This window comes from Gemmatimonadota bacterium (assembly GCA_009838645.1).
Classification (GTDB): Bacteria; JAAXHH01; JAAXHH01; order JAAXHH01; family JAAXHH01; genus JAAXHH01.
The window spans coordinates 51,503-74,832 of sequence record VXRC01000024.1 but is presented as its reverse complement, the minus strand read 5'-3'; the positions used below and the strand labels follow the sequence as shown (position 1 = coordinate 74,832).

Annotated in this window: 24 protein-coding genes; 13 read left to right on the top strand and 11 right to left on the bottom strand. The window is 62.9% G+C overall.

The genetic code is table 11. The features are described 5' to 3' along the window. Positions 1 to 5 precede the first annotated feature (5 nt). Together F4Y38_06740 and F4Y38_06735 are read left to right on the top strand one after the other, a co-directional pair. Positions 6 to 1,493, top strand: a complete 1,488-nt coding sequence (locus F4Y38_06740; GenBank protein MXY48987.1) for an IMP dehydrogenase — start codon at positions 6 to 8, stop codon at positions 1,491 to 1,493. Positions 1,494 to 1,517: 24 nt separating this feature from the next. After that, positions 1,518 to 2,189 (top strand): HAD-IA family hydrolase, encoded by a 672-nt coding sequence (locus F4Y38_06735; GenBank protein MXY48986.1) that lies wholly within the window; start codon positions 1,518 to 1,520, stop codon positions 2,187 to 2,189. Positions 2,190 to 2,212: 23 nt separating this feature from the next. Here the strand turns inward: F4Y38_06735 and F4Y38_06730 are convergent, their stop codons facing one another. Continuing rightward, the gene (locus F4Y38_06730) at positions 2,213 to 2,533 is read right to left on the bottom strand and encodes a hypothetical protein (GenBank protein MXY48985.1); all 321 of its coding nucleotides are present in this window, start codon (positions 2,531 to 2,533) and stop codon (positions 2,213 to 2,215) included. A 297-nt stretch (positions 2,534 to 2,830) separates the two neighbouring features. Between F4Y38_06730 and F4Y38_06725 the strand changes: the two genes are divergently transcribed. Beyond that, positions 2,831 to 3,277: a DnaJ domain-containing protein gene (locus F4Y38_06725; protein MXY48984.1), complete on the top strand. Its 447-nt coding sequence runs from the start codon at positions 2,831 to 2,833 to the stop codon at positions 3,275 to 3,277. A gap of 75 nt (positions 3,278 to 3,352) precedes the next feature. Further along, on the top strand, positions 3,353 to 5,236 hold the full coding sequence (locus F4Y38_06720) for a CocE/NonD family hydrolase (protein ID MXY48983.1): 1,884 nt from the start codon (positions 3,353 to 3,355) through the stop codon (positions 5,234 to 5,236). 110 nt (positions 5,237 to 5,346) lie between these two features. Here the strand turns inward: F4Y38_06720 and F4Y38_06715 are convergent, their stop codons facing one another. Continuing rightward, positions 5,347 to 6,525 (bottom strand): GNAT family N-acetyltransferase, encoded by a 1,179-nt coding sequence (locus tag F4Y38_06715; protein ID MXY48982.1) that lies wholly within the window; start codon positions 6,523 to 6,525, stop codon positions 5,347 to 5,349. 206 nt (positions 6,526 to 6,731) lie between these two features. Between F4Y38_06715 and F4Y38_06710 the strand changes: the two genes are divergently transcribed. From F4Y38_06710 to F4Y38_06690, 5 genes are all read left to right on the top strand, one after another. After that, entirely contained in the window at positions 6,732 to 7,418 is a 687-nt protein-coding gene (locus F4Y38_06710; protein MXY48981.1) for a 7-carboxy-7-deazaguanine synthase QueE, read from the top strand. 104 nt (positions 7,419 to 7,522) lie between these two features. Next, complete coding sequence (locus F4Y38_06705; GenBank protein ID MXY48980.1) at positions 7,523 to 8,491, top strand: SMP-30/gluconolactonase/LRE family protein; 969 nt, start codon at positions 7,523 to 7,525, stop codon at positions 8,489 to 8,491. Then, positions 8,488 to 9,315 (top strand): hypothetical protein, encoded by an 828-nt coding sequence (locus F4Y38_06700; GenBank protein MXY48979.1) that lies wholly within the window; start codon positions 8,488 to 8,490, stop codon positions 9,313 to 9,315. Before F4Y38_06705 ends, F4Y38_06700 begins: the two co-directional genes overlap by 4 nt. After that, positions 9,312 to 10,343 (top strand): hypothetical protein, encoded by a 1,032-nt coding sequence (locus tag F4Y38_06695; GenBank protein ID MXY48978.1) that lies wholly within the window; start codon positions 9,312 to 9,314, stop codon positions 10,341 to 10,343. Before F4Y38_06700 ends, F4Y38_06695 begins: the two co-directional genes overlap by 4 nt. Positions 10,344 to 10,452: 109 nt before the next feature. Further along, a complete protein-coding gene (locus F4Y38_06690) occupies positions 10,453 to 11,301 on the top strand; it encodes a hypothetical protein (protein ID MXY48977.1) in 849 nt (282 codons plus the stop codon). Positions 11,302 to 11,350: 49 nt separating this feature from the next. Here F4Y38_06690 and F4Y38_06685 read toward each other — a convergent pair whose 3' ends face one another. The 4 genes from F4Y38_06685 to F4Y38_06670 form a co-directional block, all read right to left on the bottom strand. After that, on the bottom strand, positions 11,351 to 12,190 hold the full coding sequence (locus F4Y38_06685; GenBank protein ID MXY48976.1) for an ion transporter: 840 nt from the start codon (positions 12,188 to 12,190) through the stop codon (positions 11,351 to 11,353). Between the two features lie 112 nt (positions 12,191 to 12,302). Further along, positions 12,303 to 13,073, bottom strand: coding sequence for a hypothetical protein (locus F4Y38_06680; protein ID MXY48975.1), 771 nt, complete (start codon positions 13,071 to 13,073; stop codon positions 12,303 to 12,305). 18 nt (positions 13,074 to 13,091) lie between these two features. Further along, positions 13,092 to 13,793: a DUF2491 family protein gene (locus F4Y38_06675; protein MXY48974.1), complete on the bottom strand. Its 702-nt coding sequence runs from the start codon at positions 13,791 to 13,793 to the stop codon at positions 13,092 to 13,094. Between the two features lie 12 nt (positions 13,794 to 13,805). Then, positions 13,806 to 15,611: a hypothetical protein gene (locus F4Y38_06670; GenBank protein MXY48973.1), complete on the bottom strand. Its 1,806-nt coding sequence runs from the start codon at positions 15,609 to 15,611 to the stop codon at positions 13,806 to 13,808. 242 nt (positions 15,612 to 15,853) lie between these two features. Here F4Y38_06670 and F4Y38_06665 point away from each other — a divergent pair, with 242 nt between their 5' ends. Further along, a complete protein-coding gene (locus F4Y38_06665; GenBank protein ID MXY48972.1) occupies positions 15,854 to 17,122 on the top strand; it encodes a hypothetical protein in 1,269 nt (422 codons plus the stop codon). A gap of 43 nt (positions 17,123 to 17,165) precedes the next feature. Here the strand turns inward: F4Y38_06665 and F4Y38_06660 are convergent, their stop codons facing one another. The 5 genes from F4Y38_06660 to F4Y38_06640 form a co-directional block, all read right to left on the bottom strand. Next, positions 17,166 to 17,612 carry a hypothetical protein gene (locus F4Y38_06660; GenBank protein MXY48971.1) on the bottom strand — a complete coding sequence of 149 codons (447 nt, stop codon included), beginning with the start codon at positions 17,610 to 17,612 and terminating at the stop codon, positions 17,166 to 17,168. A 192-nt stretch (positions 17,613 to 17,804) separates the two neighbouring features. After that, the gene (locus F4Y38_06655) at positions 17,805 to 18,410 is read right to left on the bottom strand and encodes a hypothetical protein (protein ID MXY48970.1); all 606 of its coding nucleotides are present in this window, start codon (positions 18,408 to 18,410) and stop codon (positions 17,805 to 17,807) included. A gap of 166 nt (positions 18,411 to 18,576) precedes the next feature. After that, complete coding sequence (locus F4Y38_06650; GenBank protein ID MXY48969.1) at positions 18,577 to 19,101, bottom strand: hypothetical protein; 525 nt, start codon at positions 19,099 to 19,101, stop codon at positions 18,577 to 18,579. Next, positions 19,098 to 19,556: a hypothetical protein gene (locus F4Y38_06645; GenBank protein MXY48968.1), complete on the bottom strand. Its 459-nt coding sequence runs from the start codon at positions 19,554 to 19,556 to the stop codon at positions 19,098 to 19,100. The genes F4Y38_06650 and F4Y38_06645 overlap by 4 nt, the downstream gene beginning before the upstream one ends. Continuing rightward, a complete protein-coding gene (locus F4Y38_06640; GenBank protein MXY48967.1) occupies positions 19,543 to 20,172 on the bottom strand; it encodes a sigma-70 family RNA polymerase sigma factor in 630 nt (209 codons plus the stop codon). The genes F4Y38_06645 and F4Y38_06640 overlap by 14 nt, the downstream gene beginning before the upstream one ends. Before the next feature lie 214 nt (positions 20,173 to 20,386). On the opposite strand from F4Y38_06640, the gene F4Y38_06635 reads away from it, so the two are divergent. Genes F4Y38_06635 through F4Y38_06625 form a run of 3 tightly spaced genes read left to right on the top strand, consistent with a single transcriptional unit; the run spans position 20,387 to position 23,314 of the window. Beyond that, positions 20,387 to 21,040 carry a porin family protein gene (locus tag F4Y38_06635; GenBank protein ID MXY48966.1) on the top strand — a complete coding sequence of 218 codons (654 nt, stop codon included), beginning with the start codon at positions 20,387 to 20,389 and terminating at the stop codon, positions 21,038 to 21,040. A gap of 19 nt (positions 21,041 to 21,059) precedes the next feature. Further along, on the top strand, positions 21,060 to 21,638 hold the full coding sequence (locus F4Y38_06630; protein MXY48965.1) for a flavin reductase family protein: 579 nt from the start codon (positions 21,060 to 21,062) through the stop codon (positions 21,636 to 21,638). 20 nt (positions 21,639 to 21,658) lie between these two features. Beyond that, entirely contained in the window at positions 21,659 to 23,314 is a 1,656-nt protein-coding gene (locus tag F4Y38_06625; GenBank protein ID MXY48964.1) for a 4Fe-4S ferredoxin, read from the top strand. Positions 23,315 to 23,330 lie beyond the last annotated feature (16 nt).

The following is a 23,330-nucleotide window of genomic DNA, read 5'->3' as shown; positions in this document are numbered from 1 at the left end:
CATAAATGGCGCAGATAGCCTCTACCGTTTCTCACAGTCTAAAGGAATACCGTATTTTGCCACGCCTTACGCAGGCCGACGCGAACGCCCAGCTCGTGTCGCTGGAGACGCGCCTCTGCCGGCAGGGGGACGGCTATCTGGAGCTGCGCACGCCTTTCCTCAGTGCGGCCATGCAGGCGGTCACCAGCGTGGAGATGGCCATCGCCATGGCCCAACTGGGCGGCATGGGCGTGTTCGCCGTGAGCCAGACCATCGAGGAACAGTGCGGCAAGATCGACGCGGTGAAGCGGTTCAAGGCCGGGTTTCAGACCGATATCGTCACGCTGTCGCCGGAACAGTCCATCGGCGAGGTGATCGGCATCATGAACGATACCGGCTACCACACCTTCCCGGTGACGGATACGGGCGTATTCCACGGCAAGCTGGTGGGCGTGATCACGGACAAGGACTTCGACGAGCGGTACGATCATGGCTTGCGGGTGGGCGATCGCATGAAGACCGACGTGCAGACCGGCGCCGAGGAGGACGACCTGAAGACGGCGAACACGCGGATGATCGAGTACGGCCGCGGGTTCCTGCCCATGGTTTCTTCCGAAGGGACGCTGGTTTCGGTGGTGTTCAAGCGGGACCTCGACAAGCACATCCGCCATCCCCATTCCACGGAGGACGCACAGAAGCGCCTCGTGGTAGGCGCCGCCGTATCGACCCATCCCGAGGACCGGGAACGGGTGGAGGCACTGGTCGAGCACCAGGCGGACGTGATCGTCATCGACGCCTCCGACGGCCATACCGAGTACCAGGGCGAGACTTTGAAATGGATCAAGTCCCACTACGACATCCCGGTGATCGCCGGGAACGTGGTGACGCGGGAAGGCTTTGATTACCTGGCCGGTTGCGGCGCGGACGCCGTCAAGATCGGCATGGGCATCGCGTCGGGCTGCACGACGCAGATGGTGAAGGCCACCGGCCGCGGACAGGCCACCTCCATCCGGGAAGTCGCCGCGGCCCGCGACGCACGGGCAAAGACATCGGGCGACTATCTCCCCCTCGTGGCGGACGGCAGCATCCAGGGTCCCGCGGACATGCTCATCGCCCTTTCACTGGGCGCCGATACGCTGATGATGGGCAACCTCCTGGCACGGTTCACCGAGAGCCACGGCGAACTAGTCCGCAACGCGGCCGGGGACCTGGTCAAGGAATACTGGATGGAAGGCAGCCGGAAGGCCTTCAACAACCGGCGCTACGCGCAGCTCGCCAGCACCTTCTTCGAGGAAGGCATCGTGGGCCAGGTGCCCCATGCGGGGTCGGTCTACGACAAGCTGCCCATCGTCATGCAGATGCTCAAGTCGGGCATGGCCACGGCGGGTTGCGCCACGATCGAGGCGTTGCACCGGGACGCCGTCCTGGAACTGCAGTCCAACGTGTCCCTCGACGACAGCGGCGTGCACGACATGTCCGCCATCCAGTCCATACAGGAGTTCGGGATCACCTGATAGATCACCTGAATACGAGGCGCGATGAAAGTCGTTTTCTTCGATTTATTCGAAACGCTGATCACCGAGAAGACGAAAAGCGCCTTTCGTTCGAGATCCCCGAACTACGTGAAACTGCGTACCACGCAGGACCGGGTGGTGCAGTGGTGGGACGATTTCGGCGAGCGTGTGATGACCGGCGAGTTTTCGAACTGCCTCGCCAAGTTCCTGCACATGCGGGATGAAGTCGGCTCGCCGGTCTCGGACCGGGAACTCGGCGAAATCGCCCGGGATTACGAACAGTGGAAGAGCCGAGTCTTATCCGAAGTGGATCCCGGAGTGTTCGAGATGCTGGGCGAAGTCAGGGCCCTGGGGCTCGATATCGGAATCATCAGCAACGCCATGCCCTGGGAAGCGCTGGCATGGAACGCCTGTCCGCTTCGGGATCACGTGGACGAAGTCGTTTTTTCCTGTGAAGTCGGATTGATGAAGCCGGACAGGAAGATCTACGATCTCGCCTGCGCGCGCATGGGTGTCCGGCCGTCCGATGCGTATTTCGTCGGAGATGGTGGCTTTGACGAACTGCGCGGCGCGGCAGCCGCCGGCATGACGGCGATCCAGGCGGCCTGGTACCTGCGACAGGAAGTGGGGTGGCCCTGGGACCATCCCCTGCCCCGTGCGGAGTCGATGGAGAATCTGCCGTCTATGCTGAACTAGCCTATGTCCTCAACGGCTGACTCTTATTTATGAGATGACCTAGGAGTCTTGCCATTGAACAGTTCGGGTATGTGTTCCAGTGTGACAAAAGTGGTGAGTTCATCAGATAGTAGGTCAAATTCGTCTTTCTGTAACCACCGGTATGAGAAGATACATTTGATGTCGCCATCTCCTCCTGTGACCCTGTGAGACCATTGATCTGGAGTATGGTTCGGAGCGAGAAGTAGAAAGTCGTGTCTTTCGACTTGTGACCGAATGAACTCTTTGTAGTAACGGTGCACGCCTAGTTTGCGCAGTAGTTTCAGTGGTCCCAAGCCTGACTCTTCAAACAGTTCCCGGTACATTGCTTCCTCGGGCGTTTCTCCGGGATCCAGGTTCCCGCCCGGAAAACGCAAGGGAGACGGGTTTTACGTGCTAGGAGCATAACCCGACAATGCAAGGAGACTGTACCCCGCACTATCCGGTCGAAGCACAAGTGCAATGGCTTTGTGTGTCACGTAGTCAGGCATGGGATATCGATTCTGCATGAAGTCGGGTTTTTGACTCCGGAGAAACACACTTCTGGAGCGCAAAATAGTTGACTTTGTTAGATTTGTCGACTAGAAACAGCCTTACTCGGCTTACGCTCTACGGACCACGCCATGACCATTCCCCAGCTGAAACGCAAGCTGCGTCAGCTCAAACAGACCGAGTGTCGCATCCGGTTCAGGACACGTCCGCAGGAGGACCACCAGACGCTGGTCTGGAACGCCTTCTTCTCCACGCGGACCGCGGACGACGACCGGGTCGCCTATCCCCTGAAACGGCTGGCGAATATGAACCACGACGAGCTTAAAATAGTCTACGAGGCCTTCTTCTACCGCGTTTACTTCCAGTATTTCAAGGAACACGGCCTCTCCATGGCCGACGCCTACGACCCGGGACTGCTTTCCCTCCTCGGCCTGCCGCCCTACGCGACGCTCCAGGACATCAAGCAACGGTACCGGGAACTGGCCCAGGTCCACCACCCCGACCACGGCGGCGACCACGACGCCTTCATCGAGGTCGTAGACGCCTACGAGCGGCTGACGGACAAGGGCCGTCCTTGATCTTCCCGCGGAATCCCTCCATATTTCCGGTGTCCCGGTTTAACTGAATCCATGATTCCTGCAGGAGTTCCCCTCATGAAAACCGTACCCTGTCCCGTCTTACTCATCGGATTGCTGGCCCTTTTGCTCCTGCCTGGCACCGTCATCGGCCAGTCCAACGCCGACGCGCGTTACATCGCGGAGCATTATAACAAGATGGAACGCCACGTGTCCATGCGCGACGGGGCCCGGCTGTTCACTTCCATTTACGTGCCCAAGGACGATTCACGGACCTATCCCATCCTGCTGCAGCGCACGCCCTACAGCGTGGCGCCCTACGGGGCGGCGTACAGGACGCAGATCGGTCCGTCCATGCTGTTCGCCCGCGACGGGTACGTCATCGTCTACCAGGACGTGCGCGGCCGCATGATGTCGGAAGGGGAATTCGAGGCCGTGCGCCCCCATAATCCGGACAAGACATCGGACACCGACATCGACGAGAGCACCGATACCTACGATACGGTCTCCTGGCTCCTTGAAAACGTGCCCAATCACAACGGCCGCGTGGGCGTATGGGGCATTTCGGCGCCGGGTTTCTACGCCACCCACGCCCTGATCGACGCCCATCCCGCCGTGAAGATCGTTTCGCCCCAGGCGCCGGTGACCGACTGGTGGATCGGCGACGACCGTCACCACAACGGCGCGTTCCAGTTGCAGGCGAGCTTCAGTTTCCTGTCCTTCTACGGCCAGCCGCGTCCCGAGCCCACGACCCGGCGAGCCACGGGATTCCGGGACTACGGCACGCCGGACGGCTACCAGTGGTACCTGGATCTCGGTCCGCTGTCTAACGTCAACGAGAAATACCTGCACGGGGAGAACAAGATCTGGAACGCCATGATGGAGCATCCGGACTACGACGAATTCTGGCAGGCCCGCACACCGCTGCCCCACCTGAAAGACGTGAAGCCGGCGGTGCTCGTGGTGGGCGGGTTCTTCGACGCCCAGGACCTGTACGGCCCGCTGAAGACGTACGCCGCCGTGGAGAACAACAACCCGGGCCTCGTGAACCACCTCGTTATGGGTCCGTGGTGGCACGGCGGGTGGGCGCGGGGCAGCGGCCTGCGGTACCAGGACATCTATTTCGAACAGCCCACGGCGGCGCACTACCGGGAAACCATCGAACTGCCCTTCTTCAACCACTACCTGAAGGACGGTCCCGATCCGGAGTTGCCTGAAGCCAGCATCTTCGTCACGGGTTCGAACGAGTGGCACGCCTTCGACCGCTGGCCGCCCAGGGAGGCGCGCGAAGCGAACCTCTACCTGGCGCCCGGCGGCGGACTGTCCTTCGACCGGCCGACGGGCGCGGACGACTATGCCGAGTACGTCAGCGATCCCGCGAAACCCGTGCCCCACACCTCCCAGGTCGTCATCAACCGGGACGACCGGTACCTCATCCAGGACCAGCGGTTCGCGGCAACTCGGACCGACGTGCTGGTCTTCGAGTCCGGCGTGCTGCAGGAGGACGTCACCGTGGCCGGCGACCTGTTCGCCAACCTCTACGTGGTCACGACGGGGGAAGACGCGGATTTCATCGTCAAGCTGATCGACGTGTATCCCGATACGGCGAGCTACGTGGGCGAGAACCCCATGAATGTGAAGATGGGAGGTTTCCAGCTCATGGTGCGAGGCGAGGTCATGCGGGCACGGTACCGGAACAGTTTCACCCATCCTGAGCCCATGCGGCCGGGCAACGTCACGCGAATCGAATTCGACATGCAGGACGTCGCCCACACTTTTAAGGCGGGGCACCGCATGATGGTGCAGGTGCAGAGCAGTTGGTTCCCCATGGTGGACCGCAATCCCCAGACCTGGGTGCCGAGTATCTACGAAGCGAAGGAAGAGGACTACCAGGCGGCCACGCACCGGATATACTTCTCTCGGAGCGCGCCTTCGCATCTGAAGATGAAACTACTGGAGTGATGGGTCGCCGGACCGGCGCGGGGCGGAAGCGCGGGCGGCGCGAGTGGTGCGGCCGGGGCGGCTGGGAATCTACGGTCCGTAGATCGTCGCGCTTCGCCCGACGCGGCTCGTCAAACGAAATTGAATCCGTACCAGGGCAATTGGACGGGGAATACGCGCGCCAGCGCGGTCCTGAGCAGTCCGGGCGGTATCGTCTCGATGGGATCCTGATCGGGCGGTACCACGCCGAAGACGAGAGTGCCAAGGTCGCCCGTGGCGACGGCATGGTCCTTTTTACCGCATCGGAATACCACCGCGTCCGCTGAAGCGTCCCACGTCAATACGTCCCTGCCGAGCACATCCGTGATGTAATCCTCAAATACCTGCAGCAGCCGTTCCGGTTGGAGGACGAGTACCGTGCCCGAGAATCCCTGGGGCGCCGCGGTCACGCCGTGGGGCCGGAGCAGGGAGGACAGTTCTATGTCTGACGCCGTGGTCACGATTTCGAGGTAATCCACATCGTAGCGGTCGTACAGACAGGGCAACGCGCGCACAAGAGCCGATCGTGAACCGGCTATCTCGGCCAGCCTGGCCCTGCGGGCTTCGTCATCGCGGTCGGGCCGGCGCTTCTGGATGGCCACGTAGGCCACCAGACGGCCTTCCTCGCGGATCACCACGGTCTCGCCGTCCCGGTCGCAGATCCACGCGGCGTCGACCGCCATCCGGAGATCGGCCGTCGATCGCACGTACCGGCTGGGCTCTTCCGCGTACAGCCGGGTCATTTCGTGCAGGTCTTCGGGGCCCGCCAGTTGGATGTCCGTTTCGCCCACGGCCGTTTCATCCGCGCCCGTTTCGCCCGAGCCCGGGCCATCGCAGGCGGGCAGCGTGTCCCGGGGAACGGTATAAAGGGCGTACTGACCGATTCGCTTCGCGCCGAGGCGAGTGTACAATCCCCTTCCGCCCGATATGGGCATGAGCACGGCGTCCTGTGCAACGGCCTTCCGGACCGCTGCTTCCATCAACTGCGTCGCCAGTCCCCGTCCCCGATGGGATTCATAGGTCGCCACCGCGCCGATGCTCATGGTGGACATCCGGCACCCGAGCACGGAGATATCCCGCGTCAACGCGCCCACATGGGAAACCACAACGCCCTCGTCGACCATGACGAAAAGTTCATCGTAGTTATCCGGTGCAAAGAGCAGCGGATACTGCTCCTCCATGCGTCCCACGCCGTCGCCGCGGAAAACGGTATTGACCAGGGTGCAGAGCGAATCGAACTCCTGCGCCTTCAATCCCCTCGGGCCTTCCATCGGCTAACTCCTGTCGTCTCTACTTTGTACGATACTTGTTTTTCACCGGCGCCCATCGCGGGTCCGTCGCGTTCCCGGCGCGGCGCTTTGAAAACCGGTCCACGCTCTATATATTCCCGATAGAAAGGGGTGTCAAGCACCGGGCGGCGTACAAGCACCGTGCGGCGTACAAGCACGGGGCAGCGTCAGGACACGGCATACTGACCATGTTCATTTCCGAGATCTTTCATTCCATTCAGGGCGAGGGCCTGCTAACCGGTGTGCCCTCCGTCTTCATCCGCACCTCGGGATGCAACCTGCGGTGCCGCTGGTGCGACACGCCATACACGTCGTGGTCGCCCGAAGGTGTGGAGCGCTCCGTGGATGAGATCATGGCGGACATCGCAGGTTTCCCCTCCCGTCACGCGGTAATCACGGGTGGCGAACCGCTTCTCATGAAGGATCTGCCCGAACTGACCGAGAGACTCGGCGACGGGGGATATCACGTGACCATCGAGACGGCCGGCACCGTATACGCCGACCTGCACTGCGACCTCGCTTCCCTAAGCCCCAAGCTGTCCAATTCCACGCCCTGGAAAGAGGAGAACGGCAAGTTCGCCGCGAACCACGAGAAACTCCGAATCAACCTGCCCGTCCTCGGCAGGTTCATGGCGGCCTATCCCTACCAGCTGAAGTTCGTGGTCGACCGCCAGGAAGACCTGGACGAAGTCGAATCGCTCCTCGTGGAACTGGATGATGCGGACCGCAACCGCGTGCTTCTCATGCCCCAGGGGAGGACGGCCGAGGAGTTGAGCAACCGTGGCGCGTGGGTCGCCGAGGCCTGCAAATCCCGTGGCTTCCGGTACTGCCCTCGGGTACATATCGACCTCTACGGGGTCACCCGCGGGACCTGACGCCAGCCTATTTCTCGCTTGTCCGCGGGCCGCCTGCGTCATATCTTGAGCCGTTGCGTTGACGCCGATCGAATGGATACGACACGCCTCATCACGGAGCGGATATGAACGACCATGGCAGGGACTGGGACCGGGGTCTCGTGAGCTATCCCGATCCCAATGTGGAGATCATCGACGACCGGTTCAAGCCCTACGTGCTGCACACGGCCGGGATCGAGCGGCTGTTCACCGGGACGCGGTGGTCGGAAGGCCCCGTCTGGATCGGCGACGCCCGATGCCTGGTGTGGAGCGACATCCCCAATAACCGCCTGCTGCGGTGGGACGAAGAGACCGGTGCGGTGAGCGTCTTCCGCAAGCCGTCCAACAACACCAACGGCAATACGCGGGACCGCGAGGGGCGGCTGGTCTCCTGCGAGCACGACAGCCGGCGGGTGACCCGCACGGAACATGACGGGACGATCACCGTGCTGATCGACCGGTTCGACGGCAAGCGGCTCAACGCGCCGAACGACGTGGTGGTGCACTCCGACGGCTCGGTCTGGTTCACCGATCCGGGGTACGGCATCCTGATGAACTACGAAGGGCACAAGGCCGAATTCGAACTGCCCACCCGGGTGTATCGACTGGACCCGATCACGGGCGGCGCGACCGTCATCGCCGACGACTTCATGCGTCCCAACGGGCTTTGCTTTTCGCCCGACGAATCATGTCTATACGTTGTAGATACAGGCGCTTCCCACGACCCCGACGGACCCGCCCACATCCGGGTACTGGACATCGAAGGCACCCGAGCCACGAACTCCCGCGTATTCACCGACATGAAACCGGCCTCCTCCGACGGCATCCGGACCGACGTGGACGGCAACCTGTGGGCAGCCTCCGGCTGGGGCGGTCCGGACACGAACGGCGTGATCTGCTTCTCCCCGGAAGGCGAGCGACTGGGCATGATCCACCTGCCCGAGCCTTGCGCCAACCTGTGTTTCGGCGGGGTGAAGAAGAACCGCCTGTTCATGACCGCCAGCCAGTCGTTGTACGCCCTCTACGTCGAAGCCCAGGGGGTGCAGCGGCCGTGACGCGTTTACACGCCTCCGACAACGAGTCCATGCTCATATTCGACTTCGACGGGGTCCTGCTGAACTCCGTCGTGGAGATGTCGATCACGGCCTACAATACGGTCACCGGCGGACTGGCCACCTCCCCGGACGATCTGCCCGGCAACGCCGCGGCGCTCTTCGTGACCAACCGGTACCACGTCCAGCCGGCCGGCGACGCGATCAACCTGATGGCCTGGTGCGTGGAGAACGCCGGCCTGCCCGGCGACCACCGGCTGGATCCGGCGGAATACCGAACGATCCGCGAATCGTCGGACGTTACCCTGAAGGAGCGCACGGTCCGATTCTTCGCGGCTCGGAAGCGGTTCGTCGCCCACGATCCCGTCCAGTGGCCGTTGCTCAACACGGTCTACCAACCGGTCTGGGACGAATTGAAAGGGGTGGACGCCGAGGGGATTGTGATCCTGACCAACAAGAACCGGGAGGCCACCGTGACCCTGTGCCACCACTTCGGCCTGGCCGTTCGGCCGGAGAACGTGTACGCGGGCGATCACGGGGCCACCAAGATCGAGAACCTGGAGGCGATCCAGGCGCGGTTCGGCCGGGAGCGTTACGGGTTCGTCGACGATTCCATCGGCAACCTGGTGGAACTCGACGCCCATTTCAACGCCGGTGAGTCCGGTAACGCCGGTGAGCCCCCGCTCGAACTGATGCTGGCCTCCTGGGGGTATATCGGACCGGACGACCACGCGCTGGCGCGACGCTCAGGTTTTGCCATCCTCGACCAGGCCGGCCTCATCGCCCGCATCGCAACGATGAAGAGCGTCGGAGTGGAAAGCCCATGAACCGGAACCCGGACTACAACCCCGGAAGTGCGCTCGAGGTCATCGATCGTTTCCCGGAACTGCGCGCCCTCGTCGTCGGGGACGTCATGCTCGACGTCTACGAGTTCTGCCGGACCGGCGACAGCAAGCCCATCGATTCGGAGAAGTCAGGGAAGCGGGCCTACCAGGCGCAGGAGACGATCAAGGTGCTGGGCGGCGCGGGCAACGTGGCCGCCAACCTGGCTTCCCTGGACGTGCGCACCACCCTCGTGGGCGTGACGGGCGACGACGAACATTACTTCAAGATCCGAGAGCTGGCCGACGGTTTATCCATCCGCCACGGCCTGATCCGGGACGGCGGCCGGCCCACCACGACCAAGGTCCGGCTGTACCTGGACGACGACTACCTGCTGCGCCGTGATTCCGAGTGCAACGACCGGGTGGGCGAAAGGATCTCGGCCGCGCTGGTGAAGGAAGTCCTTCGCGCGCTGCCGGAAACCGACGTGGTGGTCCTGAGCGACTACGACAAGGGCGTCTTTACTTCGAAGAACGCCGGCCAGATCATCCGTGAATGCCGCCTCCATGAAATCCCGGTCGTGGTCGACTTCAAACCGGGCAACCGGGAGGCCTTCTCCGGCGTGGACATCATCGCGCCGAACGCCGCCGAGGCCGCCGAACTCATCGGCGGGTTCTCCATGGAACGGCTGGAAACCGACTGCCGGCGACTGCACGACGCGCTGGGCTGCCGGAACACGGTGGTCACCCTCGGCGCGCACGGACTCTGCGGCGTGGGCACGGGTGGGTTCTTCCATGCGCCCGGGCACCGGGTCGAGCCCGTGGACAAGGTCGGTTGCGGCGACACGGTACGGGCGGTACTTGCCATCGGCGCGGCGTTGGGACTTCCACTCGAGGAGGCGGGGGTACTCGCCAACGACGCGGCAGCCGTCATCGTGCAGAAACCGGCCACGTCCGTCCTTTCCCGGCGTGAACTGCACGATTTCGTGGGGCGTAAACCTGCGGAGCAACTGCGTACCGCCGGGGACGTTTAACCTTGTACATCCAGCACAAACCGGATAGTATTTACATGAGCGAAGAACATACTTCAGCGTATTCGGCAGGAGATGAACGGGCAGGAGACGAACGGGCAGGAGACGAACGATGGTGCGCCTGAGTCTGTTTACCGCGGGTCTCGCGCTGGTCGCGATGGCCTGCAAGTCCGGTCCTACCATAGATGGCACGGACGTCGAGACCTTCGACGCATCCACCGCCGAGGTCAAGGCCACCCTGGCCGAGGACGACCAGGAAAGACTCGACGAGGTGCTGGAAGCGTTCGTGTACCTTTACAGCGACAACGTAATCAGCTCGCTGAACGCGTCAGACGCCATACAGAACCGGATCCGCGGCCGGCTGGACGGCATGGACGCGACGGACATCTTCGCGGAGTGGAACGAGCGGGTGAACAAGGCCATCGAGGCCCTGGAGGAGAAGCAGGAGAACACGGATTCCGCCATGGAAAGTCTCAAGGACGTGAGGGTGCGTGGGGTCGAGTACTACGTGCAGCGGGGCCGGTCCGTCGTGAAACTCTCCATACACAACCGGACGGAACACCGGATCTCCAAGGTGTACTTCCGCGGTTCGCTCATGAGAAGGGAACCCCGGAAGTGGATCCTGGACGACGATTTCAACTACAACATCCGGCACACGGAGGGCAAGGACCTGGGGCCGGACGAGCGGGCCGTCTGGAATTTCGCCCTGCTGTCGCCCGTCTGGAAGAACGCCCCGGAGGACGTGGACAATCTCTTTCTGTACGTGATCGTCACGCGCATCGACGGCGCGCCCGAGCAACCCATCTACGACGCCTACACGGATCGTTTCACGCCCAAGGACCGGAGACGGCTCCGGAGGCTGATTTCCCTCAAGGAATCCATCGGGACGTTCGAGCCGGAGCCCGAGACCGATCCCGAGACCGATCCCGAAACCGGGTCCGAAGAAACTTCATCCCTTTAGTTCGCTCCGTCAGCCTGACTCGCTCCTTCCGCTAGTTCGCTCCTTCCGCCTAACCGATATATCGGTCCACCGTATCGGCGAAGATCAGGAATTGCGGGTTGCTGCGGTGAGTCTGCCGCAGGGCCTGCACCGTGCGGCCTTCCGTCCCCTCTTCGCGAACCCCTCTGCAGTATTCCTCCATTAACGTCGGTTCCAGCGGTTGCCGGGAGTCGTGGAAGCTGTCGGCGAAGAACCCGAATATCATGCCCACGATACCGATGCCCACCATCATCATCAGGACGGTGGCCCCCTGACCCAGGGGAGTGACCGGGTACTTGTCCCCGTACCCCACCGTGGTGGAGGTCACCACGGCCCACCAGATGCTGTCGCCGTAGACATTGAATACCTCCGGCTGGGCGCGGCGTTCCACCTCGTAGATCACGGTGGAGCTGATCATCAGGTACATGATGGTAATGAGGAAGATGGGGATGACCCGGACGCGGTTGGTGTACATAGACCGGGCGAACTCCGCCAGCTTGGGGCTGTAACGGAACATCTTGAGCAGCCGGAGCGTCCGCGCGCCGCGCACCAGGCCGAGTTGCTCCTGGGTGAGGCCGGGATAGAATCCGATCCAGAAGGGCAGGATGCTGACCAGGTCGATCAACCCGAGCCCGCTGCGCAGGTACTTCCCCTTGTGCGGCGCCAGCTTGATGCGCAACACGTACTCCAGGGTGAAGAACCCGGCGATGACCCGTTCGATCCAGATGAACCCCGCCCAGGCGCCGGCGTCCAGGCTGCTGCGCGTCTGGGTATATTGCAACTCGATGAAATAGAGGATCATGTTGACGGCCAGTACGTAGGGACCGAAACGGTGTACGGCCGCAAGGAGGGAGGACAGGATTCCCGGCATGGTTTGCCTCCTGGGAGAGTGCGGTGGGCTTATCTAAGGCATATTTAAAGAAAAGGCCCACCGTCCGCTTTTCGCATCGGGTGAGCCTTTGATTTCAGGTCCTGCGGCGGTCTCAGGACTTCCTGGAACGCAGGGCCGCCAGCCGGTCCCGCGTCGAAGAAGCGGGCAGCGCGGGTTTGTCGGCCGCTTCAAGGGCCGCCGCGATGTTGGGATCGTCGGAGATTTCGGTCTGGCCGAAGGCGCCGATCTTCAGCTCTGCGGCACGGGAGGTCGTCTCCGCCTTCTCCGTTTCCTTGTCCATGGCGTTGAGGGCCGTGTCGAGCCCGCCCATTGAACTGCTCAGCCCAGAGGCCTGCCGCACGCCTTCTGCGCGTTCGAGGGCCCGTTCCTTCTTCATCCGGGCCTGCTCCATGCGGCGCTGGGCCTGTTTCAGCTGGACCTGCGCCTTCTTGAGCTTCTCCGCCGCCACATCGTAGGCCTGGCGCAGTTCGGTCGCGAAGGCCTCCGCTTCCTGGTCCTCCTGGCGTTCCCGTTCGATCTCCGGGTTCAGACGCTCCAGTTCCGCGACCAGCTTTTCAAGGCTCTCCTCCAGCTTGGAACGCTGGCCCTCTTCCGCCCCTTCGAGCTGGCCTTCGATCCGTTCTGCGGCGGCCAGGTACCGGTCGTACTGCGTCAAGAGCGCCTGCGTCTCTTCATGGTCCTTCTTCACGTCCATCTCGGCCTTGCCGACCCGCTTCCCGAGCTTGTCGAGTTCCTCTTCCATGAGGGAGATCTGCGCCTCGGAGGCGGTTTCCGGGTCGAAGGCCACCACGGCCTGGGTGAAGGACTCCAGGGCGTTGCCGGCCTGTTTCTTGCCGACGCGGGAGAGAAACTTCCAGATCATTTTTTCATCCTTTCGCGTTTAAATAACCGTGACTTCCTCGAGCATCAATGCCACGCCCAGATACAGTTCTATAACGCCGTCGCCCGCGCTGATCAACAGGAATTCGTCCTCGCGTTCGGGATCTTCCGGGTTGTGGGGATCCCCGCTTGCCACCCGGAAGTAGGACATGGCCTGCTGGGTTTCCTCGAAGACCTGCTCTCCGTACGCGTCGCGGATGATCCGTTCTTCGACCTGTATCGGCGCCGACTGCCCGTCGCCGTCCATCCATTCCCGCTGGTAGCTCCGTTCCTCCCCGTCGCCGTGCAGCACTTCCGGGGATCCGATGATGCCGTTCTCGCCGTTCAGCCAGAGCTCCCAGACTTCCTCGGAATGGGGATACAGATCCCGGTCGAGCACGTACAGGCGGCATTCCACGGGCTCCCCGTGGTCCGACACCACCTGGAGGAAGGCCGAGGTGCCCTGGAGATAGCACCGGTAGGCCATGGCCCCTTCGCCGAGGTCGATCTTTCCGATCGCCTCGATGGCCAGGGGAAAGGATGGAAAGTTGAAGTGTACGAGGCCGGTAAAAGTGGACGACGCGACGGCGTCGATGTCGACCAGCCGGTCGATGGCGACGCCCAGGGGCAGATCCTGGTCGACCCGCACGGGTTTCTTTCGAAAGAAGCCAGCCGCCTCTTTCGCCTGCTTCTTCGCTACGGAACGAATGATGTGAAAGCTCATCGGGCCTTCGCGCTACTCCTCGCCCACGATGGGCTTGATGTCGTCGATGGACCTCCACAGGGCGTCTTCGAAGAGGGTCATCGGCTTGCTGCCGTAGGTATCCACCCACCGCTTGGACAGGATCAGGATGGCGTCCACCGTCAGTGTCTCCACGCTGCTGTCAAAATATCCGAAGAGCCAGCCTTCCTGCAGCTCGGGATAGGTCTCGTGGGGGATCGTCGCCACCTCGTAGATCGTGTTGCCGAACTGGTCCACGGCCGTGCTGAAATAGTGCTCGTCCACGGCGACCATGCTCAACTGCAGTCCGTACTGCCGGTCCGCATCCTTGAGCAGTTCCGAGTTGAGGCCGGCGACGAACAGCATGACCGCGTTGGCATCTCCCGCCACCTGGCTCAACGCTTCCTCGTAGCCTGCGAACCGCGTATTGAATTCCCCGTACCTCGGATCCTGCAGGACGAAGCCCTCCCAGGCCCGGTGTGTCCCCGAACCCCGGGGGCCGACGTACACGATGTGGGTGTTCGGTTCGAGGTCGGACACGCTCGCGATGCCGCTGTCCTCGTTGACGATCAGTTGAACGTACTCGGTGTACAGGGTCGACTGCAGTCCGACCAGCTGGTTTTCCGCGTCAGGGTTCCTGCGCAGGTAGGAGTTCAGGATGTCGCTCTGCACGAGGATCGCGTCGACCTGGTTCTGGACCAGGTTGTTCAGGTTCTCCTCCGAACCCGCCGTCGTCTCGAGCATCACGTCGAAATCCGGCAGGTGCGACTGCAGGATCTGGCCGAATCGGTGGTAATTGCCGTTCGCCACCCCCGTATTCACCGTGATGCGAGGTTGGTTCGGATCGGCGGTGGCCACGACTTCGGCGGCCAGTGCGATCGCCGGGGTGACGCCGGGCGGAAGGTATTCGGGATCCCGCGGCGTGCCTTCGAGCGTGGCGACCTGCTTGTCCAGCTCGTCCAGCTTCGCGCGCAGTTCCGCGTTGTCCTCGGCCAGGCGCTCGGCCTCGCCGCGCCATTCCTGGTATCCCGGGTCATTGGCGTGGTGATGGGCCACGGCGTAATGACGGCGGCTGCTCATCATGTCCAGCATGGACCACATGAACAGGGCGTCCCACATGCCGAAGCTGGGGTATGACATGAAGGCGTATCCCGGCGTCCTCCAGCCCATGCCACCGTAATAACTGTCCCGGCCTGCGTAGTAGTTGTCATAGGACGTGCGGTTCTGCGAGCCCCGGTTGTAGAGGCCCTTATCCCGGTAGGTGCTCGTATTGGCGGCCGAATTGGACGACTGGGCGAAACCGGCCTGCCTGGACTGGTGCGTGGCCAGCGACCGGCGCGCCGTTTCGCTCTGGACCCGCCGGCCCATGACCGAAGACCGCGCCGTGGCCCGGCCGGCGGTTGCGGCGCCTGCCCGGGTCGACCGCGCCGCGGTGGCCGAGGGCTGCCCGGCCGACGTGCTGCGCGCCGGCGTCTGGCGCGTGGCGGCAGGCGTGCTTCTCCGGGCGAAGGGGCTGCGCCGGCCAAATGAACTGCGGCGATTCCAGAGGGACCGTGAACTTCGAAAACCGCCGAAACCGCGGCGGGCGTAGGCCTCCTCCGGACCGAATGGGCCGAACAGTCCGGTGATCTCCCGGATCGCTCGTTCTGCATTTTCTGTGTTTTCCGCGTTGACTGCGCCTTTTGTGATCCGCGCCGCGTCATCGGCCGAACGCAGGCGATCGGTCGCCACCGAACGCTCCGCACCCGGTCCGATCTGCAGAAATCCACCCATCAGCGCGATCAAGCCGGTCATCAAGACCAGTTTCATATGTCGAGACATGAGGTACTTCCCCTGTGTAATCGGAATGTGTGTTCGGATTCTGGCTTTCTAAAGATAAAGACTTCGAACCCCGCTGGCAAGTTGCAAACCGGTACGTAACCAGGCGGTCCAGGCGGTCCGGCGGTCCGGGCGATTCACGTACTTGATCTGCCGGAATGCGCCCGGCAACGGGCAGGGAAGCCGCGCGAACGACGAATGAAGATGCCATTGACCCCGGAACACGACGGCGGTAACATACCGAAATGCGAATCTCCGACGTCCGCGTGCGCCAGGTGGCCGTCCCGCGCATCTACGACACCTATTGTGCGGACCCCAAGCAACTGAAGGCCACCATCGACCACGGGCGGTCCACCTACCAGATCATCGAATTGACGACTTCTGACGGCCTGACCGGTATCGGCGAGGTCTCCGATATCGCGCCGCGGATGGACGCTCCTTCGCCGGCGACGCTCCAGGACCTGTTGTCCGGCGTGCTGGTCGACACTGGCGTGCCGGGCGGCGCTGGCGTGTCGGCCGGCGTGCTGGTCGACGCTGGCGTGCTGGCCGGAGGCGACGTGCGTGCGTGGCGCAACCTCTATGACGGGGTCGACGAGGCGCTTCCCGGCGACTGGTACCCCGAACTGCGGCAGTTGATGCTCTTCGGTGTCGAATGTGCGTTGCTAGACCTGGTCGGAAAGACGCACGGCCTTCCGTTGTACGAACTCCTGGGCGGCCGGTGCCGGCGCGCCGCATCCGTTTCCTGGGTGGCCTACCTGCGCGGAGACGCCACGCTCGAGGACGAACTGCAGGCTCTCGAACGGGAGGTTGCCGACCAGGTGGGATCGGGCATGAAGGCCTTCAAGCTCAAGGTGGGCGAGGACCACGAAAGGGACCTCGAGCGGGTGAGGCTTGCTCGCAAGATCGCGGGAACCGTAGCCTACATCAAGGTGGATGCCAGCGGTTTCTGGGAGGAAGACGAAGCCCTGTCCAGGCTGCGCGACATGGCGGAGGCCGGGGCCGACGCGTGCGAGACGCCGATTCGCGCGCTATCGCGGCCCATGTCGCGGGAGGATCCCGCCCGTATCGAAGCGGATGCCGAGGGTATTGCCGAAGCGCTGGCGAAAGTACGCAACCGTTCCCCCATTCCCATTATCGAGCATGTCGCTGATCTCGGGGACGCCTTCCTGACGGCCCTGATCCGCCACCGCGCCGTGGACATCGTCAATGTCGTCCCCTGCCAGGCCGGCGGGCTTCGCCGCGCGAGCCGCCTGCTCCACGCCGCGGAGACCGCGGGCATGCCCGCCTTGCTGGGCAGCACCATAGAACTGGGACCCGGTACCGCGGCGTCGGTGCATCTCGCCGTTTCATCGACGAACGTCGAGGTGCCCTCGGACCTGGTGGGGCCCGGTTTGCTTCAGGACGATGTATGCGCCAACCCCTTCACCGTCGAGGGCGGTGAACTCGCTCCTATCGAGGGTCCGGGGCTGGGCATGGTTCTGGATGAAGAGAAGATGGAACGGTGGTCGGGATAATCGGTCCAGCCGAGTCAAGGCGAACCCAGGCGGGCCCGTTCTGTCAACGCCTGGATCTACCTTGCCTGTCCGGCATCAGGTTTGAGGCTTCCTCCGCCAGTTGCTCGAACGCTTTGAACTCGTCGGCGGAGAGCATGCTCTTCAGGTTCTCCTTAAACTGCTTCTCGTTCGCTTCCAGTTGCTCGCGCAGCCAGGTCCAGTCCTCGGTCTTCGTGGCCTGTTCCACCAGCGCGGTCTTCTGAGACGAGGCTTCCTTCACGACCGCGCGCAATTGCAGCACCTGCTCGTCGGTGGTTTCCATCCGGATGCTCAACACGTGCCAGATCCGGTCGACGGGGAAGGTGCTTACCGCCCGCATGCGTTCTATCATGGCACTGTTCTGGCCTCGGCCGCCCCCGCGACCAAATCCGCCTCGCTGTGCGGCCGCGTCGTTGGCGATAAAGGCGGTCAGGATCAGGCCAAGTATGGCCAGGTGAAGACGGTATCTCATGTTTCGACTCCTTTTAAAGATCAAATCTGGCGAATGAATGCCGCGGTCAGATTCCACGGCTTAATGTCGCGGCCAGATTCCGCGGTCAAATGCCGCGGCCGGACCTGGATCCTTCCGCGGCATGTGTTCGTCTACAATCACTGCGTCAAACCACTGAACGCGCTTCGAATTCCTTCAGCTCGCAACACCTGCTCAACGCCGGTTGCGCGATTCGCGGCCGTCGCGCCGCCCGCGCACCCCGGAGTCCCGGCGACCGTCGCGCCGGTCGCGGTATGACTCACGCAGGTTCTCCTGCTGCTCCGGGGTCAGGACATTCTTGAACTCGGCGCGGAAGAGCGCGCTTCGCTCGAACACGGCGCCCTGGGCCGCCGAAGCGGCCGCGGCCAGTTCCTTCACCCTGTCGATGTCCGGGCTGATCTCATTCATCAGTTCGCGAAGATCGACCCGTGCGAGTCTCGAATCGGCGCGAAGCTGTATCATTTCCCGCGTGTAGGCGGAACGCAGCGTCTCGATCTTATCCTCCTGCTCGTCCGTAAGTTCGAGACTGGACAATCCTCCCCGGGACAGACGCGTCCGCACGTCATCCGCGTCGTCATCGGTGAGATCGTCTGCCAGGATGTCGGAGAACTCGCCGGACGATCCGGCCGCCGCGAGTTCAGCTACTCCGTCGAGCACGTCAGCATCCTCATGACTGATCCGGCCCATCGCATCAGAAGCCCAGGCCAGTACGACAATAGTCCAGGTCAGTACGACGATACTCAGCGCGCCGGCGATGGTTCCTGAAATGATCTTTTTCATTTTGTCGCTCCCTTCGTGGTAATGCTGGCGGATGTATGAACCGCGATCTCCGGAGATCGTCTTCGTGCTGCTCTACAGGATTAGACAGTGGCCGGTTGCGGTTTATTCCGACTTTCTTTACATCCGTACATTGCCCGGGCCACGCCGGACGTGCCGGAACGAGGAGTCAACGGTCGCTCCCGTTCCCGCTCCCTTCTGCACGGTCGTCGCTCCCGCGCCCTTCAGAACGATTACTGTCAGTGCGATCCCCTCGGCCCCGCTCGCCGGCCCGGTTGCGTCCGGACGGCCCCGGGCGACCCCGGCGTGGCTCGCGATCGCCATCCCGACGGAACTCGAGGACGCGTTCGCGTTCCTCGCGAATCCGCTTGATCCGCTCGAGTTGCTCTTCGGTAAGGATGGGTTCCAGGTCCCTGTGCAATGAATCGACCAGGTCCTGCATCTCCTGCCGGTGGCGCATGTAGTTCTCCCGGAATCCGGATTCATGCTCGCCCACCACTTCCCGGATCCTCTGCAGCTGCGCCGGGTCCGGCCGCACCATCCTGACCCATCGTTCCACGAAGCGGTCCCGGGTCACCTGGGGCGGAGGTTGCAGGCGGTCCCGGGCAAAGGCGCCCAGGATAAGCGCGCCGCAGACCATGCCGATGATCAACGTGGCCAGCAGAATGGCCGCGGTCTTCAGGTGGATGTTCATAATTCGCCCTCCGATTCCAGCGCGATCCGCGCGTCGTACAGGTCTTCAGGATACAGTTCCTCGGTCAGTCCGAACGACGTGGTGATGGAGACGCTGTCGGACGTGGCCAGGTTGTAGGTCAACAGCAGGACGGCAGCGACCGAAGCGGCCACCGCCACTTTGCGGAACATGAGGGACAGCGCGTCCTCGAATTCAGGCGTTGTCCCACCTTCAGGATTCGACGCCGGAATAACCGTGGATTCCGCCGCCAGGCGTTCCATGACGCGTTGGGAGAAATCCGCCCGGAACGAGGGCGATTCCAGGTTTTCGACCTGGCTTCGCAGCCGGACCAGTCGCTCGTATTCGTCCCGCAGGCCGGGATCGCGCCGCAACGCCTCGTCCAGTCGGCTTTGTTCACCGGGCGTCAGGGACGCATCCAGCGACCGGTACATCAGATCCAGTTCAGACCGTTTCATGGACAAGCTCCCTGTTAGAGGAAATAAGCATGCGTTTCAGTTTCTCCTGGGACCTCCTCAGGCGGGACAGTACCGTCCCGACGGGCAAGCCCAGGATCTCGGCGGTTTCTTTCGTCGAGTAGCCCTCTATCAACCGGAGTACGATCACGGAACGGAATTCGGGCTTCAATCGGTTCAGCGCCGCCTGAATCCGGTCGGCCGTGTCGTCGTATTCTGCGCTGGCCGCCGGGTCGGCATATTCCAGTTCCGGCGCGTCGTGTTCCCTGCCCGGCGGTGTGAAGGGGACGAAGATCGAACGGCGCCGGCGTATTCTCAGTTCGGTGAGCGACAGGTTGATGGCGATCCGCGTCAGGTAGGTGCCGACCGACGCCTGACCGCGGAATCCATGCAAGCCTCGATAGAACCGGATGAAAGTCTCCTGCCCCGCGTCCTCGGCTTCGGGGGTGTTCCCCAGCATGCGGATCACGACGGACGCCACGCGGCCTTCGTATCGTTCCACCAGGGTGCGGAAGGCGTCCTCGCTGCCATCGCGGGCGGCGTCGACCAGTGCTTCGTCCGTCAAGGCATCTTCCCTCATCCCGCTTTCCTCGAATGGCCGGAACAATATGGTCAGCATCGGGCGGACTGTCGGCCGGCGCGGTCCGTTAACGCCTCACGAAAGTGCCGGAGATCGATCCGAGCGGTTGCCGCTGCCTACCGATTAGACTCCGCCGTCGCCGATTCTATTCCCACAAAATTCAGAATTAGGTTTCTTCTTTCGAAAGGAACCTGCTCAATGATCCTGTAGCTCAACGAGCCTGTAGCAGGTACCGGTCCGTTCTTGCCGGTGTATGCGCAGATGCGATTTGATGCGGCATGAAAGGAGTTCTCACGTGCGTATTATCTGGTTGGCGATCGCGTGTATGATTTCACCGCTGCTGGCCGAGGGTCAGGCGAATGTCAGGTTGGGAGGCGGACCCGCCATGCCCATCGGTGACCTGGCGGACGGTACGGCTTCGGCCGGCCCTTTTCTGGTCGCTGGCCTGGCGATACCCGTCGATGAAGGTTACTTCCTGTTGCTCGAGGGCCATCACAGTCGTTTCGGAATTGAAGGCTCGGCGTTTTCGCATTCGAATGAAGGGATGGCTAACGAGGGGTCGGCATCGGTTGCCGATAAAACGCTGACGGGTGGCAATGTGGGCCTGCTGATTGAGGGGATCGCGGATCCCGTGGGGTTCTACGGCCACGGGGGCGTGGGATGGGCCAGGGCCACGGGTCGACCCGATCGCGCTACGGGCCAATCCGATCGCCTTGTCACGGGTGAAGATGCGGATTCCGGCACCAGCGACCATTCGTTCATGTTCGTGTTCGGCCTGGGGGTCAACCTGACGGTCAGCGAACGCGTGGGGCTGTCCCTGGAGGCGAGGTACAACCATGCGCGCAATGTGTTCGATGAAAGCGCCCGATGGATACCCGTAACCGCTTCCGTGGTGATTCGGCTGTAGCCCTGAGACGCCACCGGGAATGAAACACGGGATCATCTTTAAATACATTGACTTTGACGGGACGATGCATCACAGTGGGAGACAGTTGCCCGATCGCGAAAAACACCCTGACAAGCGTGGTAAAATGGCTTTTGATCAAATGGAACAACGGCGGATCATGGGACATTTCGCGACCGGCGTGACCGTCGTAACCACCTGCTACGAGGACAGGCCGCAGGGCATGACCGCCAATGCGGTGGCTTCCCTCTCGCTGGATCCCCCGCTCATCCTCGTATCGGTGGACGTGAAGGCCCAGATGAACACCTGCCTCAGGGCCAGCGACTGCTTCGCCGTCAACATTCTGACCGAAGAACAGGAAGAAATCTCCGTGCGTTTCGCAAAGCACGGTCCAAAGGACTTTTCAGGCATCGCGTACCGGAACGAGGCCACGGGTTCGCCCGTTTTCGAGCAAGCGCTGGCCTACGTTGACTGCCGCGTCACAGAAATACTGCCGGGCGGGGATCACGACATCTTCATCGGCGAGATCGTTGCGGGCGGCGCCGGGCAAGGGCGCCCACTGGTCTTCTACGGCGGCCAGTACGGAACGCTTTCCGGCTGACCGCATCATCCGGAGCATCCATGCAATACGGTTTCATCATCGACAACAGGAAGTGCATCGGGTGCCATGCCTGCACCGTCGCGTGCAAGGCCGAACACGAGGTGCCCCTCGGCGTCAACCGGACCTGGGTGAAGTACATCGAGAAAGGGACGTACCCGAATACGGCCAGGCATTTCTCCGTCATGCGGTGCAACCACTGCGAGGACGCCCCTTGCGTGGAGATCTGCCCGGTGACGGCGCTGTACACCCGGAAGGACGGCATCGTCGATTTCGATCCGCGGCGATGCATCGGGTGCAAGGGCTGCATGCAGGCCTGTCCCTACGATGCCCTGTATATCGATCCGGACACCCATACGGCCGCCAAGTGCAACTACTGCGCCCACCGGGTGGACATCGGTCTCGAACCCGCCTGCGTGAACGTCTGCCCGGAACACGCCATCATTTCCGGCGACATGGACGATGGATCGACGGAGATCTCCCAGTTGCTCGCGAAGGAACAGGTGACGGTGCGAAAGATCGAGAAGGACACGAAGCCCCGCCTGTACTACATCGATGGCGACGAGGCTTCATTGACACCGGGGGAGACCGCGACGTCGGACAACTACATGTGGAGTTCGCAGTCGGACGGCGTCGGCCATTTCGCCCGGTACATCGAGGAACGGACCGCCAAGGCGGACCCGGAGGACATGATCCGGCAACTCGGCGGGGCGGGACAGGACGGACAGCCCGGCGGCCAGACCAGCGTCGGCGGCCAGACCAGCGCCGGCGGCCAGTCGGGAGCCGTATCCGGAAGCGGGCAAAAAGGAAAAGACGCCGCGGCGCGCCGGGTCTACGACGCGCCGGACAAGGGCGTCCTGTGGGGCAACGACGTGGCGGCCTACGTGTGGACCAAGGCCATTTCGGCTGGGGCCTTCCTCCTCCCCTTCGCGGCCTCGGTCCTCGGGTATGCCGTCGACCCCGTGCTCGCGTGGACCGGCTGCACCGTGGCCTTGACGTTCCTCCTGGCCACGACGATCCTTCTCGTCAGCGACCTGACCCGGCCCAAACGCTTTCTCTACGTGCTGTTCCGCCCGCAGTGGAAATCCTGGCTCGTGCTCGGCGGCTACGCCTTGACCCTATATGGTCTGGCGCTCACGCTCTGGGCCGCGGCCATGTGGACCGGCCGAACCGGGGCGGCCGAAATCATCGGCTGGGTCACGGCCGCGCTGGCGGTCATCACGGCGGTCTACACGGCCTTTCTCTTCGCCCAGGCCAAGGGGCGGGATTTCTGGCAGAGCCCGACGCTGGTCCTGCACATGCTGCTCCACACGGTGCTGGCCGGCGCGGCGGTGTTCGCCCTGGCGCTCCTGTTCGGCGCGCCCGGCGAGGCGTGGACCGCCTTCGTGCGGACTACGTTGATCGCCGCCGTCATCCTGAACCTGCTGGTGATCGCGTCCGAGATGCTGACGCCCCATCCCACGGCCGACGCCCGGAAAGCCGTGCAGGCCATCGTGAGGGGCCGGTACCGGGGATACTTCTGGATCCTTGGCATCGCGATAGGCAATCTCGTGCCCGTCGTACTGGCCTGGATCGGCGGTGAAGCATTGCTCGCCGTTGCAGGCGCGGGCGTGCTGATCGGTCTCTACGCGACGGAGTACGTCTGGGTCAGGGCGCCGCAGGACATCCCGTTGAGCTAATGTGCAACGATTGAGG

Coding starts and splice junctions, on each gene's coding strand:
- F4Y38_06630 (MXY48965.1), top strand. CDS start 21,060: ATGAAACACGGGATCATCTTTAAATACATTGACTTTGACGGGACGATG.
- F4Y38_06675 (MXY48974.1), bottom strand. CDS start 13,793: ATGAGCTTTCACATCATTCGTTCCGTAGCGAAGAAGCAGGCGAAAGAG.
- F4Y38_06740 (MXY48987.1), top strand. CDS start 6: ATGGCGCAGATAGCCTCTACCGTTTCTCACAGTCTAAAGGAATACCGT.
- F4Y38_06715 (MXY48982.1), bottom strand. CDS start 6,525: ATGGAAGGCCCGAGGGGATTGAAGGCGCAGGAGTTCGATTCGCTCTGC.
- F4Y38_06725 (MXY48984.1), top strand. CDS start 2,831: ATGACCATTCCCCAGCTGAAACGCAAGCTGCGTCAGCTCAAACAGACC.
- F4Y38_06710 (MXY48981.1), top strand. CDS start 6,732: ATGTTCATTTCCGAGATCTTTCATTCCATTCAGGGCGAGGGCCTGCTA.
- F4Y38_06665 (MXY48972.1), top strand. CDS start 15,854: ATGCGAATCTCCGACGTCCGCGTGCGCCAGGTGGCCGTCCCGCGCATC.
- F4Y38_06655 (MXY48970.1), bottom strand. CDS start 18,410: ATGAAAAAGATCATTTCAGGAACCATCGCCGGCGCGCTGAGTATCGTC.
- F4Y38_06650 (MXY48969.1), bottom strand. CDS start 19,101: ATGAACATCCACCTGAAGACCGCGGCCATTCTGCTGGCCACGTTGATC.
- F4Y38_06730 (MXY48985.1), bottom strand. CDS start 2,533: ATGTACCGGGAACTGTTTGAAGAGTCAGGCTTGGGACCACTGAAACTA.
- F4Y38_06640 (MXY48967.1), bottom strand. CDS start 20,172: ATGCTGACCATATTGTTCCGGCCATTCGAGGAAAGCGGGATGAGGGAA.
- F4Y38_06685 (MXY48976.1), bottom strand. CDS start 12,190: ATGCCGGGAATCCTGTCCTCCCTCCTTGCGGCCGTACACCGTTTCGGT.
- F4Y38_06660 (MXY48971.1), bottom strand. CDS start 17,612: ATGAGATACCGTCTTCACCTGGCCATACTTGGCCTGATCCTGACCGCC.
- F4Y38_06695 (MXY48978.1), top strand. CDS start 9,312: ATGAACCGGAACCCGGACTACAACCCCGGAAGTGCGCTCGAGGTCATC.
- F4Y38_06635 (MXY48966.1), top strand. CDS start 20,387: ATGCGCAGATGCGATTTGATGCGGCATGAAAGGAGTTCTCACGTGCGT.
- F4Y38_06625 (MXY48964.1), top strand. CDS start 21,659: ATGCAATACGGTTTCATCATCGACAACAGGAAGTGCATCGGGTGCCAT.
- F4Y38_06720 (MXY48983.1), top strand. CDS start 3,353: ATGAAAACCGTACCCTGTCCCGTCTTACTCATCGGATTGCTGGCCCTT.
- F4Y38_06735 (MXY48986.1), top strand. CDS start 1,518: ATGAAAGTCGTTTTCTTCGATTTATTCGAAACGCTGATCACCGAGAAG.
- F4Y38_06670 (MXY48973.1), bottom strand. CDS start 15,611: ATGTCTCGACATATGAAACTGGTCTTGATGACCGGCTTGATCGCGCTG.
- F4Y38_06680 (MXY48975.1), bottom strand. CDS start 13,073: ATGATCTGGAAGTTTCTCTCCCGCGTCGGCAAGAAACAGGCCGGCAAC.
- F4Y38_06645 (MXY48968.1), bottom strand. CDS start 19,556: ATGAAACGGTCTGAACTGGATCTGATGTACCGGTCGCTGGATGCGTCC.
- F4Y38_06705 (MXY48980.1), top strand. CDS start 7,523: ATGAACGACCATGGCAGGGACTGGGACCGGGGTCTCGTGAGCTATCCC.
- F4Y38_06690 (MXY48977.1), top strand. CDS start 10,453: ATGGTGCGCCTGAGTCTGTTTACCGCGGGTCTCGCGCTGGTCGCGATG.